The following is a 19,107-nucleotide window of genomic DNA, read 5'->3' on the forward strand; positions in this document are numbered from 1 at the left end:
CACTCCGCACAAGCCCGCTCCGCCGGAGGCCTCTCAGGCGAGGCGGTAGCGGGCGATCGCGCCGCGCTCGATGGCGGCGCAGGTCAGTTTGTCGAGGCGGAACCGGTCACGCAGGATCTGCAGGATGCGCATTTCCTCCTTCGAGACCGCAATGTCGGAAGCCGCGACCTCCACCGCCAGCGCATAGGCTGTGTCATAGAGCAGGTGCGGGAGGGTTTCGGCGATGATGGTCAGCACGTCATTCATGCCGTCCTCGGCCTGCAGCAGCTGGGTGCAGCGCTGGGCCGCAGGCAGCACGTTGGCCGGGTCGAAGCCATCAAAGACCGGCAGCATGCGGGTCACATCGCCGATGGTGGCAAGCTCATTATCGGTCATCAGCCCATCGGAGGCCGATGTGATGACCATGACATAGATCAGGGCTTCCTGGATGCTGAACGGCTTGCTCATTGTGGCTGCACGGTCCTGTTGAACAGTTTCAAGGCTCAATGGGTAATGCTTCGGCAGGCCGCCTTCAAGAAGGGCCGTAAATAATTGTGCCTCCGTGGCCGTCCCGCAGGCAGAGTTTGATTGACGCAAGCCCGCGCCTTTTCTAGTGTCCGCGCTCCGGCCGCCCGCAGGATCACGCGGGCAACGGAACCGGATTCCCGAAAACATCACGGACCATCTGAGATTATGAGTGAACGTTCCCTCCCTGCGCTTGACCTGTCGCCCGCTTTTGTCGAGGCGGCCCGGACCTCCAAGGCCTGGCCGTTCGAGGAAGCCCGCAAACTGGTGAAGCGCATCGAGAAACGTGATCCCTCGATCCCGGTCCTGTTCGAAACGGGTTACGGCCCCTCGGGCCTGCCCCACATCGGCACCTTCGGCGAGGTGGCGCGCACGACCATGGTGCGCACGGCCTTCCGCATCCTCACCGAAGACAAGATCCCGACCCGTCTGCTGTGCTTCTCCGACGATATGGACGGCATGCGCAAGATCCCGGAAAACGTGCCGGATCAGGAAGCGCTGAAGCCCTATCTGCAGATGCCGCTGACGGTGGTGCCGAACCCCTTCGGCGGGGACTACAAGAGCTTTGGCGACCACAACAACGCCATGCTGCGCCGCTTCCTCGACACCTTTGGCTTTGAATACGAATTCGCCAGCGCGACCGAGTATTACAAGTCCGGCAAGCTGGATGGCATTCTCTTGAAGGCCGTTGAGAAGTATCAGGAACTGATGGATGTGATGCTGCCGACGCTCGGCGAAGAGCGCCGTGCCACCTACAGCCCGTTCCTGCCGATCTCGCCCATTTCCGGCCGCGTGCTCTACGTGCCGATGAAAGACGTGAATGCCCGCGAAGGCACCATCACGTTCGAGGATGAGGACGGCACCGACGTGACACTGCCGGTCACCGGCGGCAAGGTGAAGCTGCAGTGGAAGCCGGACTTCGGCGCCCGCTGGGCTGCGCTCAACGTTGACTTCGAGATGTTCGGCAAGGACCACGGCCCCAACATGCCGGTCTATGACCGCATCTGTCAGGTGCTGGGCGGCACTCCGCCGGAGCATTTCGTCTACGAGCTGTTCCTGGCTGATGACGGTTCGAAGATCTCCAAGTCCAAGGGCAACGGTCTGACCATCGACGAATGGCTGACCTACGCCTCGCCGGAGAGCCTTGCGCTCTACATGTTCCAGAAGCCGAAGACCGCGAAGAAGCTTTATTTCGACGTGATCCCGCGTGCCGTGGATGAGTATCTCGCCTTTGCGGGCAAGTTCGCGGAGATGACGCCGGAACAGAAGCTGATGAACCCGGCCTGGCACATCCATTCCGGCAACGTGCCGGAAATCAGCTCGCCGGTGCCTTTCGCCATGCTGCTGAACCTCGTCTCGGCTTCCAACGCCGAGAACAAGGACGTGCTGTGGGCCTTCATCACCCGCTATGCGCCGGGCGTGACAAAGGACACCCATCCGAAGCTGGACGAACTCGTCACCTATGCAATCCGCTACTTCGATGACTTCGTTAAGCCGTCCAAGCAGTTCCGCGCTCCGGACGATGTGGAGCGGACAGCTCTCGAAGCCCTCGATGCCGCGCTGGCTGCCCTGCCGGCCGGTGCCGATGGCAACACCATTCAGGACGCTGTGCTGGATGTGGCGCGCAAGATCGAGCGGTATCAGGATCACACGAAGAAGAGCCCGGACGGTGGCCCCGGTGTGTCGGTGGCCTGGTTCCAGGTGCTCTACAAGGTGCTGCTGGGCCTCGAGCAGGGCCCGCGCTTCGGCTCCTTCGTGGCGCTCTACGGCATCGCCGAAACCCGCGCGCTTATCGCCAAGGCCCTCAGCGGTGAACTGGCTGCCTGAGCCTTTGAAGTTTTGACGTTTTGAGCCGCCGCAGCCTGCAAGGGCTGCGGCGGTTTTGTTTTTGGGGCAGGGCGCACCGCTTCTCGTGATGACGGGTAACGGCATGGATGCCATGGCTCGACCATGGCATCCATGCCGTGATCTCTCCAGAGGGGCAGCCTCGCGACATGCCCGTTCCATCACCGCTTCGCATCGATGAGCGGCTAAAAAAGCAAAACGCCCGGCACGTGGCCGGGCGTCGAGGTTAACTAACAGAACCTGTCAGGCTGCATCCGCCGTGATGGCAGCTTCGGCCTTGGGCGGGAACTTGCTGTAGAAGGTTTCGTTGGTCTTGGCCATTTCGCGCAGCAGGCGGTTAGGCTTGAAGCGCGGGCCCCACTTCTTGGTGAACTTCTTGCAAAGCTCCACGAAGGCGTGCGTACCCATCATGTCGATGTAGCTCAGCGTGCCGCCGGTGTAAGGGGCAAAGCCGAAGCCGAGGATCGAGCCGACGTCGGCCTCGCGCACGTCCGTCAGGCACTTTTCCTCGAAGATGCGGGCGGTTTCCAGCGCCTGCATCACCAGAAGCCGCTGCTTCAGCTCCTCGATGTTGAAGTGATCGGCTGCCTTGGGCTTGCCCACGACTTCCGGAATGCCCGGCCACAGGCTCTTTTCCTTGCCTGCGTAGTCGTAGAAGCCCTTGCCGTTCTTGCGGCCGAAACGCTCGCGCTTGACCACCATCTCTTCAAGGATGTTGTCGAGCGGGCCTTCCACATAGTTGACGCCAAGGTCCTTGCGGGTGGCCGAGACGATCTTCCAGGCCAGATCCAGTGCCACTTCATCGCCCAGCGACAGCGGGCCGACCGGCATGCCTGCCATCTTGCCCGCATTCTCGATCATGGCCGCCGGAACGCCATCGGCCAGCATCATCAGGCCTTCGCGGATGTAGGTCATAACCACACGCGATGTGTAGAAGCCGCGGCTGTCGTTGACGACGATCGGCGTCTTCTTGATGGCCTTGATGTAGTCCAGCGCCATGGCCAGTGCCTTGTCCGAGGTCTTCTTGCCGAGGATCACTTCCACCAGCATCATCTTGTCGACGGGCGAGAAGAAATGGATTCCGATGAAGTTCTTCGGGCGGGACGAGGCTTCCGCCAGCGAGGTGATCGGCAGCGTGGAGGTGTTGGAGGCATAGATGGCGCGGGTCTTCATCGCCGCTTCTGCCTTTTCCGTCACCACGCGCTTGACTTCCCGATCCTCGAACACGGCCTCGATCACCAGATCGCAGTCGGCGAGAAGGTCATAGTTGTCCGTCGGGGTGATGCGGGCGAGCAGCTTCTCCTTTTCGTCGGCCGTGGCATGGCCGCGTGAGACGGCCTTGCTCATCAGCTCGTCCGAATGGGCCTTGCCCTTGTCTGCGGCGGCCTGATCCCGGTCGATCAGCACCACGTCGATCCCGGCCTTGGCCGTGACATAGGCGATGCCCGCGCCCATGAAGCCTGCGCCAAGCACGCCGATCTTCTTGATCTTGTTGGGCTTCACGTCCTGCGGACGGCGGGCGCCCTTGTTCAGCTCCTGCATGGAGACGAAGAGCGAGCGGATCATGTTCGCTGCTTCCGGGCTCTGCAGCACATTGGCGAAATAGCGGCTTTCCACCTGCAGGGCGAGATCCATCGGCAGCTGCAGCCCCTCGAAGACAGACTTCAGCAGGGCGCGGGCGCCGGGATAGTTGTCGTGGGTCTCACGCCGGTAGATGGCGTTGGCGGCGGGCCAGAACTGGAAACCGGCGGGGGAATAGACCGGGCCGTTCGGCAGCTTGAAGCCTTTCTCGTCCCACGGCTTCACCGGCTTGACGCCTGCCTGCAGCATCTTGCGGGCGGTCTCCACAAGCTTCTTCGGCGCTGCCGTCTCGTCCACCAGCTTCATCTGCTTGGCCTTGGCGGCGCGCAGGGTCTGGCCCTGCAGCAGGAACTGAAGACCGGCCTGCGCGTCGGTCATGCGCATGACGCGCTGGGTGCCGCCAGCGCCGGGGAAGAGGCCGACCTTCACTTCCGGCAGGCCCATCTTGAAGCTGTCGTCTTCGGCGGCCACGCGGGCGTGGCAGGCAAGGGCCAGCTCGGTGCCGCCGCCCATGCAGGTGCCGTTGATGGCAGCAACGAAGGGTTTGCCGCAGGTCTCCAGCTTCCGGTAGATCAGCGACAGGCGGCGCGAGCCCTCGAACAGCGCCTTTGCGGCAGCTTCCTGGTCCTTCGCGCGCTCCGAATGGAAGCCCTTGAGCAGGCCTTCCAGCATGGTCAGGTCCGCACCACCCGAGAAGGCGGCCTTGCCGGATGTGATGATGGCCCCCTTGATGGTTTCCGTGGCCGCTACATGGGCAACGATGGCCTCCAGATCGTCCATCACGGACATGTCGATGACGTTCATCGACTTGTCTTTCATGTCCCAGGTGATCAGGGCGATGCCGTCAGCGCCGGTTTCAAGAGTGAAGTTCTTGTAGGTCATGGCTTGTCTCCTCCGGTCTCTTGTCACACGCGCTCGATGATCGTCGCCGTGCCCATGCCGGCGCCGATGCAGAGGGTGACAAGGGCAGTGTTCAGGTCGCGGCGTTCCAGTTCATCGAGAACCGTGCCGAGGATCATGGCGCCGGTGGCGCCCAGCGGGTGGCCGAGCGCGATGGCTCCGCCATTGACGTTGACGACCGAAGGATCAAGGTCGAAGGCCTGCCGGTAGCGCAGCACCACGGAGGCGAAGGCCTCGTTGATCTCGAACAGGTCGATGTCCTTCAGCTTCATGCCGGAATTGGCGAGCAGCTTTTCCGTCACATCCACCGGGCCGGTCAGCATCAGCGCGGGCTCCGAGCCGATGTTGGCGAAGGCGCGGATGCGGGCGCGGGGCTTGAGGCCAGCCGACTTGCCAGCCTTGCGCGAGCCGATCAGCACGGCGGCGGCGCCGTCAACGATGCCGGAGGAATTGCCCGCATGGTGCACATGGCGCACCTTTTCCAGCTCCGGATGGGCGGCAATGGCCACCGCATCAAAGCCGCCCATTGCGCCCATCATCTCGAAGGAGGCGTTGAGCGAGGCCAGCGACTGCATGTCCGTGCCGGGGCGCATGTGCTCGTCACGGCCAAGGATGGTGATGCCGTTGACATCCTTCACCGGCACAACCGACTTGTTGAAATAGCCCTTGTCCCAGGCGTTTGCCGCCCGCTTCTGGCTTTCCACCGCATAGGCGTCGCAGTCGTCGCGGGTGAAGCCGTATTTGGTGGCGATGAGATCCGCCGAGACGCCCTGCGGCATGAAATAGGAGGGCAGGGCCACCTGCGGATCGACTGGCCAGGCACCGCCTGAGGCGCCGATGCCGATGCGGCTCATGCTTTCCACGCCGCCTGCCACGACCAGCTGGTGCTGGCCGGACATGACCTGCGCGGCGGCCATGTTCACCGCATCAAGGCCAGAAGCGCAGAAGCGGTTGATCTGCATGCCCGGGACCGAGTTGTTATAACCAGCCGCAAACACCGCCGCACGGGCGATGTCGCCGCCAGCCTCGCCAATGGGATCGACGCAGCCCAGCACCAGATCGTCCACCTGACGGGTGTCCAGCTTGTTGCGGTCGCGCAGTGCCTCCAGCGCGGTGGCGGCAAGGCGGACAGCGGTTACCTCGTGCAGACTGCCGTCCTTCTTGCCGCGCCCGCGCGGGGTGCGCACATGGTCGAATACATAGGCCTCGGGCATGGTTTCCTCCTGATGTGTTTCTTGTCAGGCCTTGGCGGGCAGCGGGTGCCCCGGCATGAGTTCATAAGGGTGCACCCAGCCGGGCAGGGCGCGGATTGCATCCAGCCAGCGGGCGATGTTGGGGTAGGGGGCAAAGTCGATGCCGATCTCTTCGGGCCAGAAGAGGTAGCCGCACAGGGACAGATCCGCCGTCGTCGGACGGTCCGCCGCCACGAAACGGCGCCCTTCCAGATGCTTGTCGAGAATGGCATAGGCGGACTTGGCCCGCGCCTCGAAGAAGGCCGTCACCGGCGTCTCGCCGGTCTTGGCGAACTGGCGCAGGAAACGGAGCGTTGCGGTGTAGCTGGTGAGCTTGTGGTTGTCGAACAGCACCCAGCGCAGGATTTCACGGGCCTCGTCTTCCGTGTGGGCGCCGAACTCGCCCAGTTCTTCGGCGAGATAATCAAGAATGACGCCAGACTGGCTGAGCTTCAGGCCCTTGTGTTCCAGCACTGGAATCTCGCCCATTTCGTTCACTTCAGCGCGGAACTCCGGCGTGCGGGTGGCGCCGTTGAAGAAGTCGCAGAAACGGGCCTCCCACTCCGCTCCGGCAAGCTGGAGCATGAGGGCAACCTTGTAGGCGTTGCCGGACTGGGCGAAACAATGCAGGACATACTCGGCCATGAAACCTCCAGCCCGCAGCGGCGGGCTTTTCTCTTGCGGGGCTGCCCCGGGCATGATGTCCGGGGCTATGGCGTATCAGAGACTTAGAATGCGTCCGCCGCAAGGGCCATCATGGTGCCGGAGCCGCTGGTGATGCGGGCGAGATGCGCACCCGTTTCCGGCATGGTCCGTTCCATGAAGTAGCGCCCGAAGGTCAGCTTGGCCTCGAAACGCTCGGTCTCCTCGCCGCTGGCGATCTTTGCCTGCGCTGCCTTGGCCATCTGCGCCCACATGTAGCCAAGGGCGACCAGCCCGAAGAGGTGCATGTAGTCAGTGGAGCCTGCGCCCGCGTTGTCCGGGTTGCTCATGGCGTTCTGCATGAACCACATCGTCGCGGCCTGCAGATGATCGAGCCCCTGCTTCAGCGGCTTGGTGTAGGGCGCCAGCGCCTCGTCTTCCTTGTGGGCCTTCAGGAAGGCGCCAACCTCCTCGAAGAAGGCCATGACGGCACGCCCGCCATTGGCCGGAAGCTTGCGGCCGACGAGGTCCAGCGCCTGAATGCCGTTGGCGCCCTCGTAGATCATGGCGATACGGGCATCGCGGACGAACTGCTCCATGCCCCATTCGGCGATATAGCCGTGGCCGCCAAACATCTGCTGGGCGTTGACCGCATTGGCAAAGCCGGTATCTGTGAGCACGCCCTTCAGAACCGGAGTCATGAGCCCCATCATGTCGTCGGCCTTGATGCGCTCGGCCTCGTCTTCGGAGCGGTGCGACACGTCGCCCTTCAGGGCAGTCCACAGCACCAGAGCACGGGCCGCCTCGTTGAAGGAGCGGATCGACATGAGCACGCGGCGCACGTCCGGATGCACGATGATCGGATCAGCCGCCTTGTCTGCAGCCTTCGGCCCGGTCAGGGCGCGGCCCTGAATGCGGTCCTTGGCATAGATGACGGCGTTCTGATAGGCGACTTCGGACTGGGCCAGACCCTGTACCGCGACGCCGAGGCGGGCCTCGTTCATCATGGTGAACATGGCGCGCAGGCCCTTGTGCTCCTCGCCGACCAGCCAGCCGCGGGCGCCGTCATAGTTCATGACGCAGGTGGCATTGCCGTGGATGCCCATCTTGTGCTCGATGGAGCCACAGGACACGCCGTTGCGCTCGCCCGGCGTGCCGTCGGCGGCGGGAACGAATTTCGGCACGACGAAGAGCGAGATGCCCTTCACGCCCTCCGGCGCGCCCTCGATGCGGGCTAGGACCAGGTGGATGATGTTCTCCGCCATGTCGTGCTCACCGGCGGAAATGAAGATCTTGGTGCCGGAGATGGCATAGCTGCCGTCGCCCTGCGGCACTGCCTTGGTGCGGATGAGGCCCAGATCCGTGCCGCAATGGGGCTCGGTCAGGTTCATCGTGCCGGTCCAGGTGCCCGCCACCATCTTCGGCAGATAGATTTCCTTCTGCGCATCCGTGCCATGCAGGGTGAGGGCGGCGATGGCGCCAGCCGTCAGGCCCGGATACATGGCAAAGGCCATGTTGGCGGAAGACATGTATTCGGCCATGATCATGGCCAGCGTGTGCGGCAGGCCCTGACCGCCGAAGTCCGGGCTGACCGACAGCCCGCCCCAGCCGCCTTCACAATAGGCGTCATAAGCAGCCTTGAAGCCCTTGGGTGCGCTCACCCGGCCATCTTCATGGCGGGTGCAGCCTTCCCGGTCACCGGTCTGGTTCAGGGGCTGGACGATTTCCTCGCAGAACTTGGCGCCTTCGCGCAGGATGGCTTCCACCAGATCCGGCGTCGCATCAGCGAAGCCTGGCAGATTGCTGTAGCGTTCGTAGCCGAACACATCGTTGAGCAGGAAGAGGGTGTCCTCGACGGGAGCACGGTAAGCCGGCATCAATTCCTCCCAGAACGTAACCGTTGGCAGTTGACGTTTCCGTAAACGTCACCTCTCCCGATATATACGTCTCAATTTTCGGGCGGGCAAGCCATGTCCTTGGGGAAGGTACGCCTGTTTTTGCGTGAAATGAATGAAAACCGTGTCACGAAAAGCGAAAAACCGGAGCGAGGGCCCCGGTTTTGATGGTCTTGCACGCTGTTTTGCTGCCGCCAGGAGAAAATGGCGGCCGGACCGGGATCACTCCCCGCCTTCGTTTTCCTTGTGCTTCAACATTCCGGAGACGATTGCGACGGTGCGCGACAGTTCTTCAATCGCCTGATCAATGTCCTTGCGCTGGGTTTCCAGCACGGCGATCTGCTCGTTGAAGCGGGAGAGTGCGACGCGCAGCTGGGTCACCTGGCCGTCGCGCAGGTCATAGAGATCCAGCATGTCGCGGATCTCGGACAGGGAGAAGCCAACCCGCTTGCCCATGACGACGAGCTTCAGGCGGGCGCGGTCACGGCGGGTGTAAACGCGGTTGAGGCCATCACGCTTGGGGTTCAGCAGGCCCCGGTCCTCATAGAAACGCAAGGTGCGCAGTGTTACGCCGAATTCCTTGGCAAGGTCGCCGATTGTGAACTGGGTCTTCTTGGTGCTGTCGTCGGCTGCGGCTACGACATCGGCAATCTCGTTGCCGTCCTGAATGGAAAGTGCTTCGCTCATTGCCTTGTCCTGTCCGTCCGCTCGTGGCCGAACCTGCTGTACTGAGGAAATTCTGACGTGCATGCGGGCGGCTGCCCTTGGCATCACAGCCCTTGAGGGGGATGGGCGTGAGGCCGCTTGCTTGTCACTGCCTTACCTTACGTTTACGGAACGGTCCAGTGACCTTACGCAATTTTTTGAGACACAGCCCCGCCGGAGCGCGTTTCCAGTGGCCTGCTGTTGCAACATGCAGTGCCAGTTAACGCGGTGTTTACCCTAACACGACAAAGATTCATCAATTGCTTCGTTGCCAAGTCAGTATCGCGTTCCGGGCTTCTGCAGCATCTCTTGTGTTCAATGGTCAGCACGACCGCAAGGCCAGGTCCAGTCAATGTCCTCTTGGAAAACCCGCAAGCCTGAAAGCGGCAGCGTACGTCATGACGCGGGATATGCCCGGCGTAGCCATGACGGCTGGGATGGTCCGGGATATGACGAAGAGGATGACGGCTTTGATGCGGGCTATGGCCTGCGGGCAGAGCGTCCGCAGGAGCGTGTCGAGCGGCTGACGCGCACCTCCACTGCTGCCGGCAGCATTGGCCGGACAAGCCATGCCTCCGACACTGCGCAGGAACTGGAAGAGGTGGCAAGCGAGCTGGACCGTCTGATGAACAGCCGTCAGCGAGCCCGCCGCAAGCCCGAAGAAAGCCGCCGCCGCCCGGCCCATGACGCCGCAGAGCAGGGCGAACGGTCCGCGCGCGCGCGCCGTGAGGCTGCCCCCGCCCGCCCGGCTGCGTCCGGCCGGATCGACGCCGTTCTCGAGGCGCTGGAGCGTCTGGACCGCCGTGTGGAAACCCTGTCCGCGCCCGTCCGGCCCCATGAAGCGGCGGACGATGAGGCAGACTTCGGCAGCAGCGTTTACGGATCTCAATTCGAGGATGAGGACTACGAAGATGAGGCGCGCGCCCGTGCTTCTGTACGGCCTCAGCCCCGCAGTCCCCAGCCCCAGCGTGCCGCGATGCCGAAGAAGGGCCGTGGCGTGCCCGGTTATGACTTCGATGAACTGGCAGCCGGTGCGGAACTGGATGACGAAGACGATCTTGCAGCCCGCGCCCCGCGCCGTGCCCCGGCACAGCCGCGCCGCCGTGGCAGCCCGCTGGAGCGGCTGATCGAGGAAGACTTCGAGGCACAGGACACCCGTTCCCGCCCCGCCCCGCGCCGTACTGCGGCCGGGCAGGCCGCCCGTGAGGGAGAGGAGCAGTCCCGTCACCTCTATCAGGATCTGGCCCGCCGCATTGACGCCCTGCGCCACCCGCAGGAAGAGGCGCTGGATGTGGTGCGGCAGGAAATCGGTTCCCTGCGCGAAGCCATTGGCAACATGCCTGCCGCCCGCCGCGATGACAGCGACCGGCTTGAGATGCGCCGTCTGGCGGAAATGGTCGAGGGCCTGCGCGCCGGAGGTGGCAACGACCGTCTGGCGAAGGAACTGCGCGGCGAGATTTCCAGCCTGAAGACGCTGATCGGTCAGACCAATGTGGATGGCACGCTGAAGTCGCTGGAAATGGGTTACGCCCATGTGGTGCAGCGGCTGGACGAGCTCACCCGTTCTGCCGTTGATCCGCGTGTCGTGCGCAATCTCAGCGCCCGTCTGGTGGAAATCGAGGACGGCCTTGCCTCGCTGCCGCGCGCCGAGCATCTGATGGTACTGGAAGGCCGGGTGGGCGATATCTCCGACCGGGTGGAAAGCCTGCTGCGCTCCCATGCCCGCCCGGATATCGAGCCGCTGCGGCAGGAACTACGCGACATGCGCCGTCTGGTCGAGCAGGTCGATTTCACCGGGCTCATCGGTTCGGTGGATGACCGCATCCGCTTTGTCGCCAGCCGCCTGGACGAGCTGGAAATTCTGGCGCGCGAGCAGCGCGGCCTTGATGACCGCCTGTCTGCGATGGAAGACCGCATGCCGGATGCCGAAGCTCTTGACCGCCTCAACGGGCGGCTGGAGGAGATCTTCGGCATGCTGTCGCGCGAGGACGGCCGCGCGGGGCGCGATGATGCCCGCTTCGGCCAGGTGGACAACCGTCTCGACGAAATCATGGACAGGCTTTCCGGCATCGAACAAGGCGGCACGGCGCAGCCTGCCTATGACCGCGCCTTTGCCGAGCTGGAGAACCGGCTCGACGGCATTCACAGCCAGATTGCCCGCATTGAGGAACGTGCCAGCCAGCCCGTGAACCTGCCGTCCTTCGGCGAGGGCAGTGCCTTTGAAGCGCAGATGCTGGCCCAGCTTGAGCGGCAGATTTCGGATTTGTCTGGCCGACTGTCCGCACCGCGTGACAGCGTGACGGCTGAGGACATGGCCGCGCTGCGCAGCGAGATCGCCGGTATCCGCCGTTCGGTCGAGCAGCCTGCGCCCTCCGTGGCGGCGCTTGAAGCGCGCATCAGCGAACTGGCGGACGCAGTCTCCCGCGGCGGTGACAGCTTCGATGACCGCCGCCTTGACCAGATCACTGGCAAGATCAGTGCGCTGGCGGATCAGCTGCAGGCAACGGAAGGGCGCCTGTCCAGCGTTGCTGGTATCGAGAAGGTGCTGTCGCGCATCGAGAACAACCTGCGGGCCACCCGCGAGGAAGTGATCGAGGTGGCTGAAAAGGCCGCCCGCCGCGCCGTGATGGAAAAGGCTCCGGCCACCGACGAATATGATGGCGCCATCGGGGCGCTGCGTGATGATCTGCGCCGTCTTATGGACGCCGCGCAGGGGTCAGAGACGCGGACACGCAACACCTTTGATGGCGTTCAGTCCATTTTGACCGGCATCACCGACCGGCTTGACTCGCTGGAGCGGAACACGCTGGGCCGTGGCCCGGCCTCCCGCCAGGGTGGGGAAGGCAGCAGTACCCGCAGTTCTCCGCTGCCCGGGCTGCCGTTGAGTGCCTCCGCTGCCGGTGAAAGCGAGCGTCCGCGCGACCGCACCCGTGACCGCAAGGCCGATTTCATTGCCGCTGCCCGCCGTGCGGCCCATGCAGCATCCGCCGAAGTTCAGCAGCAGGCCAAGCTTGAGCAGGATGAAGATGGCGACGCTGCCAGCGATAGCCGCGCCAGCTGGTTCCGCCGTGCCCTGCGCAGGGATACGGTCAAGGCGGCAGCCAAGAATGCCGCGCAGGATGAAGTCCGCAAGCCGGAAAAAGCGTCTGTGGAGAGCTCCGGCCGCGCCAAGATCGAGCCTATCGTGGGCAAGCCGCAGACGGCTTCGGCGCGTGAGGGCAAGGTTGCCGGTGACCTCGATCTGGCTGGCCTTGCCGCCGGTATCCGCGACGAAAAAACCGCAGGCAGCGGCAGCAGCAGCCTGTTTGGCACCGGCCGCAAGCGTGCGATCCTGCTGGCAGCGGCAGCGGTCGTTCTGGCAATCGGCACGTTGCAGGTCTTCCGTCTGTCGACCGGGGACGGCGATACGGCATCGGCGCCCGATGCTCAGGACGAAGGCAAGCAGCTGGCTGAAGCTTCGGGCGGAACCGGCACGCAGCCCGTTCTGGAGCTGACCGAGGAGGACATTGCCGATGCTCTCGATGCGGCCACGGCAGAGCCCGGTTCAACGGCCGGGCAGACGCAGGTGGCAGAAGCGCCCGCGCGCAATGTGACACCGCCAGCCGGTGAGGCCATGCCTCTGGACCAGAAGCCTGCCGCCCAGGTTCCGCCAGCGGTCTCCGCACAGCCTTCTGGTCAGACACCGGAAATGGCGCCTGATCTTGCCTTTGCGCCGCCTGCAATCAGCGGCAAGTTCGGCGATACACCTTTTGTCACCGGGCCGCAGCAGCAGCCACCCGCCAGCCTTGCTGCGGCTGATCCGCAGTCCGGTGCTGATGCCGGTGCCCTGCCTCCGGATACGGCTGGTCCGATGGCCCTGCGCAGCGCTGCTGCCGCGGGCAATGCAGCAGCGGAATTCCAGATCGGTGTCCATTACACCGAAGGCAAGGGTGTAACGCCGGATCTGGCGGAAGCTGCCCGCTGGTATGAAAGAGCGGCGGCCAAGGGGCTCGCTCCGGCGCAGTACCGACTGGCCAGCCTTTATGAAAAAGGCCGTGGCGTGCCGCGCGATCTTGGCAAGGCCCGTGAGCTCTATCTCAAGGCGGCCGAGGCTGGAAACGCCAAGGCCATGCACAACCTCGCTGTCATTTATGCTGAGGGCGCGGAAGGCCAGCCGGACATGAGCGCAGCTGCCAAGTGGTTCAAGTCCGCTGCCGAGCACGGTGTTGCAGACAGCCTCTACAATCTGGGCATCCTCTATGCCCGGGGTATTGGCGTGCAGAAGGATCTGGTGGAGAGCTACAAGTGGTTCGCCATTGCCGCACGCGGCGGAGATGCGGAAGCTGCCCGCAAGCGTGACGATGTGGCCAACATGCTCGACGCCAGCGGCCTTGCTGCTGCCCGTCTGGCGGTTGAGACATTCAAGCTGAAGGACCTCAATCCGGCAGCAAACACCGTTCTTCTGGACCCGGCATGGGATGAGGCAGCCGTAGCCATGCCCGTCAACGCATCCGCGGGCGGGGAAGTGAACGAGATTCTTCAGGTGCAGGCCCTGCTGCAGAAGCTCGGTTTTGATCCCGGCGCGGCTGATGGTTCGATGGGCCCCAAGACGCGTCTGGCGATCGAAGCTTTTCAGCGCAGCGCCAACCTTCCGGTAACCGGAACAGTGGATGCTGGTCTGATCAGGGCCTTGCTCGGACGTTCGGTCTGAACTTGAGCAGGCTGCTGAAATTCCAAGGTTGACAGGGCTGCAAAAGCAGCCCTTTTAACACGTGTCTTTCCGTTCAGGCGCCGCGCTTCGTGCGGCTGCCGCAAGCCGGTATTGAGCCCGTGCAACTGTATCTGCCCATCGCCGAGATTTCGGTGAACATGTTCATGATCTTCGGCATGGGTGGAGCCGTGGGCTTTTTGTCCGGGCTCTTCGGCATTGGCGGCGGCTTTCTGCTGACGCCGCTTCTCATTTTCTCCGGCATCCCCCCCGCCGTCGCGGTGGCAACGGTCACCACGCAGACGGTAGCGTCCTCGGCATCCGGTGTGCTGACCTACTGGCGGCGCGGGGCAATCGACATAAAGATGGCGATGATCCTGCTGAGCGCCGGCATTGTGGGCTCAGCGCTGGGCGCCTGGCTTTTCGATATCCTTCAGTCGCTCGGGCAGCTGGATGTGGTGATCGCCCTCTCATACGTCACCTTTCTGGGCACTGTTGGCGGGCTGATGCTGGTCGAATCCCTTCGTGCCATCCGGCAGCGCAGGGCGGGCACTGTGCGCACGGCCCGCAGGCCGGGGCAGCACAACTGGATCCACGGATTGCCGCTCAAGGTGCGTTTCCGCAAGTCCAAGCTCTATCTCAGCGTCATTCCGGTGATCGCGCTGGGAGCGGGCATCGGTTTCCTCGGCACTGTGCTCGGCATCGGCGGCGGCTTCATGATGGTGCCGGCAATGATCTATCTGCTGCGCATGCCGACCAGCATCGTCATCGGCACCTCGCTGATGCAGATCCTTTTCACGATGGCATCGGCCACCCTGTTCCATGCCATGAGCACCCAGACGATCGACATCGTGCTGGCGTTGACGCTGATGATCGGTGGCGTCATCGGGGCGCAGTTTGGTGCACGCATGGGGCAGAAACTGCGGGGTGACCAGTTGCGCCTTCTGCTGGCGCTGCTGGTGCTGGCGGTTGGCGTCCGTTTTGCTGTGGATCTTGTCATTACACCTGCCGAGTACTACTCGGTCGCCGTGCGCAAGGGGGAGGGCCTGTGATGCACTCGCTTCCCCGTCATCTTGCGGCTGTATTTCTGCTTGCGGCTGCCTTGCTGCCTTCTGGCGCGCGCGCCGAGGGGCTGGTGACGGCTCTGTCGGCGGATACGATCAGCATTGCCTCGAATTTCACCGGCGCAAAGATCGTTGTCTTTGGCCAGGTGGAATTGCCATCCGGCGTCTCCGCGCCTGATGCAGGCTATGACCTTGCGGTTGTGCTGAAGGGCCCGCCTGAAAACGTCACGACCCGCCGCAAGGGCCGGTTCCTTGGTGTGCTGTGGGTGAACCGTGACTCAGAGACGTTTTATGGTGTGCCATCATTCTACGTGATGTCCTCGACTGAGCCAGCAAGCGATCTGGGGCCGCGGCCGATGCTGGAGGAAAACAGCATAGGGGCCAGCTACGTCAATCTGCCCTTGCGGGCGGATTCCGAGATGCCGCTGGCGGAGAGGGCGCATTTCCGCCAGGCATTCCTGCGGCTGCGCAAGGAGCATGGGACATATGTGGATCAACCGGGCAAGGTGGAGTTCCTGACGCCCACCATGTTCCGCACGACAATCTGGCTTCCTGCAACGACACCCGTCGGCGTTTATACGGTGGACACGTTTCTGCTGAAGGACGGGGAACTGCTGGCGCAGGACCAGAAGGGCCTGACCGTGGCGAAGACTGGTTTTGAACAGATGACATTCGACATGGCGCATCAGCAGCCTGCGCTCTACGGGCTGGTGGCGATTGCGCTGGCAGTCTTCACCGGCTGGCTGGCCGGTGTCGTCTTCCGCAGGGATTGAGCGGGCGGCAGCTGAAATCAGTCTGCGATCAGCTTGGCGGCGGTGAAGGGGTAGAGCCGGTCTGCGCCAAGCAGGAAAGCCGAAAAACGGCGAGGCGGGAAAACGGCCGCAAAGGCCGGGTCCATCACGTTCAGTCCGCCCGTCAGCGCACCAAAGGCCGGAAGCACCAGCCGTGTGCCGTCTGTGGCAAAGCAGGGGCGGCGGATTGAGCGGCCATATCGGCGCACTTTGGCCGCCGGATGCAGATGGCCGCAAACTTCACCTTTTGCAGTGCCTGCATCTTCCGAGGGCTCGTGGCGGAAGGTGAGGCCGCCCAGCGTCAGCTCATCGACACACTCCCCGCAGAGCCGGACGGGCGCCACAGGATCATGATTGCCGGTGACCCAGATCCATTCACGGTTGAGCTGCAGCGTCGCGAGAAAGGCACGGTACGATGGCGGGAGCCGGTCAGACCCCTCCGCATCATGGAAACTGTCTCCCAGCGCAATGATCCGCGCCGGATCAAAGGCCTCGATCACCAGCGCCAGACGTTCCAGTGTGGCTGCGGTATCATAGGGGGGCAAAAGAACGCCGCGGCGGGCAAGGGACGAGGCCTTTTCCAGATGCAGATCTGCGACAATGAGTGTCGCTTCCTCAGCCCACCAGGCAATTCCGCTATCGTGCAGGCCAAGCTGGGTTCCGGCAACGGCAATATCATGACACACGGGCGTTACGCGCCGCATCTGTCCCGGCTGTCTGAGCGCCGTCATGCCATGGCCTCCCCGATCAAATCATCCGCAGCTTCTGCAAGGATGCTTTCCTGAGCCTCGCCATAGATGGGTTCCCTGCCGATTTCCAGCAGAACTGGAACGGCGAGGGGCGAAACTCTTGCGAGTTGAGTATGCGTGATTCGACCTTTGATCCTTAAAAGAAGTTCACCAAGCCGGGAGATATCCAAAAGTCCTTCTGCTGCATCATTCCATGTTGCACGCAGAAGGATGTGATCCGGCTCGTGCTGGCGCAGCACGTCGTAAATGAGATCCGACGAAACCGTCACCTGACGGCCGGATTTCTCCAGTCCCGGATGGCGCCGCTCGATCAGACCGGAAATGACGGCGCAGTAGCGGAAGGTGCGCTTCAGAAGGCTGGAGTCCGCCAGCCAGGCATCCAGATCATCGCCCAGAAGATCCTCTTCGAACAGGGCATCAAGGGACAGGCGGCCCGTGCGGATGAGAAGCTCCAGATCCCCCAGGCTCCAGATCGCCAGCGCATAGTCATTGGCGACAAAGCCCAGTGGCTTGGCTCCCAGCCGCTCCAGCCGGCGTGTCAGCAGCATGCCGAGCGTCTGATGGGCGAGGCGGCCCTCGAAGGGATAGCAGACGAGGTAATGTTTGCCCGCGCGCGGGAAAGTCTCCACCAGCAGGCCGCTGCGGCTGGGCAGCAGGGACTTGGCCCGCTGCAGCTCCAGCCATTCGCGCACCTGATCCGGCAAGGCCGGCCAGTGGTCCGGCTCGGACAAAAGCCGCCGCACGCCATCGGCCAGGTAGGTGGAGAGCGGAAACTTGCCGCCCTGATAGGAGGGCACCATCGGCTTTTCGGCCTTGGCGCGCGAGACATAGGCCTCGCTTTCGATGATGCTCTCAAAGCGCAGGATTTCACCAGCGAACAGGAAGGTGTCGCCGGGAGCGAGCTGCTCCACGAACCATTCCTCGATTTCGCCCAGCACGCGCCCGCCCCGGCCAAGCGGTGTGCGGCGGCCCTGCTCCTTGCCGCGCACCAGCCGCACCTTCAGCATGGGGGCTTCAACGATGGTGCCGACATTCAGCCGGTATTGCTGGGCAATGCGCGGATGGGTAATGCGCCACAGTCCGTCCGGCCCCTGTTTCAGCTTGGCATAGCGGTCATAGCTTTTCAGCGCATAGCCGCCGGTGGCCACGAAATCGAGAACGCGGGCGAAGGTTTCCCGGTCGAGATGGCGGTAGGTCTGTGTCTCGCGGATTTCGGCGTAAAGCGCATCGGCATCAAAGGGCCCGGCGCAGCCCATGCCGAGAATATGCTGGGCCAGCACATCCAATGCGCCGCGCCGCAGGGGAGGGGTGTCCTGCCCCCCGCTGGTGGAAGCTTCCAGCGCAGCCCGGCATTCCAGCACCTCGAAGCGGTTGGCGGGCACAAGCACCGCACGCGAGGGCTCGTCCATGCGGTGATTGGCACGGCCAATGCGCTGGGCAAGGCGGCTTGCCCCCTTCGGCGCACCCACATTGATGACGAGATCGATGTCGCCCCAGTCGATGCCCATGTCGAGGGAGGATGTGGCAACCACGGCGCGGAGCTGACCCGAGGCCATCGCCGCTTCCACCTTGCGCCGCTGGCCTACATCCAATGACCCATGGTGCAAGGCGATGGGCAGGGTGTCTTCGTTGATCTTCCAAAGGTCCTGAAACAGGCTTTCAGCCTGCGAGCGGGTGTTGACGAACAGCAGCGTCACCCGGTGCGCCTTGAGAAGCCGGTAGATGTCATCCAGCGCGTAGCGCGCCGAGTGCCCGGCCCAGGGCACACGCTCCGCAGTATCGAGAATGGTGATATCCGGCGCTGCGCCGCCAGTGACGGTGACCAGCTCGCTCAGGCAGCGGCGCTCCGGATCCGTTTGCGCCACCAGATAGGCACGCAGGTCATCGGGCTCCGCCACCGTGGCCGACAGGCCAACGAGGCGCACATCCGGGGCAATGCGGCGCAGGCGGGCAAGCCCAAGCGCCAGAAGATCGCCGCGCTTGGAGGTGACCAGCGCATGCAATTCGTCAAGAATGATGGTCTTCAGACCCTTGAACATGCCGGAAGCTGCAGGATCGGAAAGCAGCAGGGCGATCTGTTCCGGCGTTGTCAGCAGGATATCGGGCGGCGCCTGCTTCTGCCGCTGGCGCTTGTGGGTGGGGGTGTCGCCGGTGCGCGTCTCTATCCGCACGGGCAGGTCCATTTCCGCCACCGGCGTTTCCAGATTGCGGGCGATATCGACGGCGAGTGCCTTCAGCGGGGAAATGTAGAGCGTATGCACGCCCTGCCGCATCGCCTGAACTGTGCCCGGCTTCGGCCGTCCCCGTTCCGTCAGCTCGACAAGGCTCGGCAGGAACCCGGCCAGCGTCTTGCCTGCACCGGTCGGGGCAATGAGCAGCGCGGACTGCCCGCGCCCCAGCACGTCCAGCAGGGCCAGCTGATGCTCGCGCGGGCTCCAGCCGCGCGCAGCAAACCAGGCGCGGAACCGTTCGGGCAGAAGCTGATCCTGAGGGGAGGCGGTCATGTGCAAGG

12 protein-coding genes are annotated in these 19,107 nt (G+C 63.6%); 4 read left to right on the forward strand and 8 right to left on the reverse strand.

What is annotated here, in order from left to right; all coding sequences use genetic code 11:
• Positions 1–33: 33 nt before the first annotated feature.
• The gene (locus V6L75_RS04300; protein ID WP_334250276.1) at positions 34–447 is read right to left on the reverse strand and encodes a tellurite resistance TerB family protein; all 414 of its coding nucleotides are present in this window, start codon (positions 445–447) and stop codon (positions 34–36) included.
• A gap of 225 nt (positions 448–672) precedes the next feature.
• On the opposite strand from V6L75_RS04300, the gene V6L75_RS04305 reads away from it, so the two are divergent.
• Positions 673–2,331, forward strand: coding sequence for a lysine--tRNA ligase (locus V6L75_RS04305; protein WP_334250277.1), 1,659 nt, complete (start codon positions 673–675; stop codon positions 2,329–2,331).
• 261 nt (positions 2,332–2,592) lie between these two features.
• On the opposite strand, the gene V6L75_RS04310 is transcribed toward V6L75_RS04305, so the two are convergent.
• From V6L75_RS04310 to V6L75_RS04330, 5 genes are all read right to left on the reverse strand, one after another.
• Positions 2,593–4,812 (reverse strand): 3-hydroxyacyl-CoA dehydrogenase NAD-binding domain-containing protein, encoded by a 2,220-nt coding sequence (locus V6L75_RS04310; RefSeq protein WP_334250278.1) that lies wholly within the window; start codon positions 4,810–4,812, stop codon positions 2,593–2,595.
• 23 nt (positions 4,813–4,835) lie between these two features.
• Positions 4,836–6,044 carry an acetyl-CoA C-acetyltransferase gene (locus V6L75_RS04315; protein ID WP_334250279.1) on the reverse strand — a complete coding sequence of 403 codons (1,209 nt, stop codon included), beginning with the start codon at positions 6,042–6,044 and terminating at the stop codon, positions 4,836–4,838.
• Between the two features lie 24 nt (positions 6,045–6,068).
• Entirely contained in the window at positions 6,069–6,707 is a 639-nt protein-coding gene (locus V6L75_RS04320; RefSeq protein WP_334250280.1) for a glutathione S-transferase family protein, read from the reverse strand.
• A gap of 83 nt (positions 6,708–6,790) precedes the next feature.
• The gene (locus tag V6L75_RS04325) at positions 6,791–8,581 is read right to left on the reverse strand and encodes an acyl-CoA dehydrogenase C-terminal domain-containing protein (RefSeq protein ID WP_334250281.1); all 1,791 of its coding nucleotides are present in this window, start codon (positions 8,579–8,581) and stop codon (positions 6,791–6,793) included.
• 240 nt (positions 8,582–8,821) lie between these two features.
• Entirely contained in the window at positions 8,822–9,286 is a 465-nt protein-coding gene (locus tag V6L75_RS04330) for a MerR family transcriptional regulator (RefSeq protein WP_050470901.1), read from the reverse strand.
• A 370-nt stretch (positions 9,287–9,656) separates the two neighbouring features.
• Here V6L75_RS04330 and V6L75_RS04335 point away from each other — a divergent pair, with 370 nt between their 5' ends.
• The 3 genes from V6L75_RS04335 (at position 9,657) to V6L75_RS04345 (ending at position 15,828) form a co-directional block, all read left to right on the forward strand.
• A complete protein-coding gene (locus V6L75_RS04335; RefSeq protein ID WP_334250282.1) occupies positions 9,657–13,994 on the forward strand; it encodes a peptidoglycan-binding protein in 4,338 nt (1,445 codons plus the stop codon).
• Between the two features lie 119 nt (positions 13,995–14,113).
• The gene (locus V6L75_RS04340; RefSeq protein ID WP_334250283.1) at positions 14,114–15,043 is read left to right on the forward strand and encodes a sulfite exporter TauE/SafE family protein; all 930 of its coding nucleotides are present in this window, start codon (positions 14,114–14,116) and stop codon (positions 15,041–15,043) included.
• A complete protein-coding gene (locus V6L75_RS04345; protein WP_334250284.1) occupies positions 15,043–15,828 on the forward strand; it encodes a TIGR02186 family protein in 786 nt (261 codons plus the stop codon). Before V6L75_RS04340 ends, V6L75_RS04345 begins: the two co-directional genes overlap by 1 nt.
• Positions 15,829–15,845: 17 nt before the next feature.
• Here the strand turns inward: V6L75_RS04345 and pdeM are convergent, their stop codons facing one another.
• Together pdeM and V6L75_RS04355 are read right to left on the reverse strand one after the other, a co-directional pair.
• Positions 15,846–16,577, reverse strand: coding sequence for a ligase-associated DNA damage response endonuclease PdeM (gene pdeM / locus V6L75_RS04350; RefSeq protein ID WP_334250285.1), 732 nt, complete (start codon positions 16,575–16,577; stop codon positions 15,846–15,848).
• Positions 16,574–19,105 (reverse strand): ligase-associated DNA damage response DEXH box helicase, encoded by a 2,532-nt coding sequence (locus V6L75_RS04355; RefSeq protein ID WP_425498668.1) that lies wholly within the window; start codon positions 19,103–19,105, stop codon positions 16,574–16,576. The genes pdeM and V6L75_RS04355 overlap by 4 nt, the downstream gene beginning before the upstream one ends.
• Positions 19,106–19,107 lie beyond the last annotated feature (2 nt).

Source organism: Pannonibacter anstelovis, from assembly GCF_036881715.1.
Taxonomy (GTDB): domain Bacteria; phylum Pseudomonadota; class Alphaproteobacteria; order Rhizobiales; family Stappiaceae; genus Pannonibacter; species Pannonibacter anstelovis.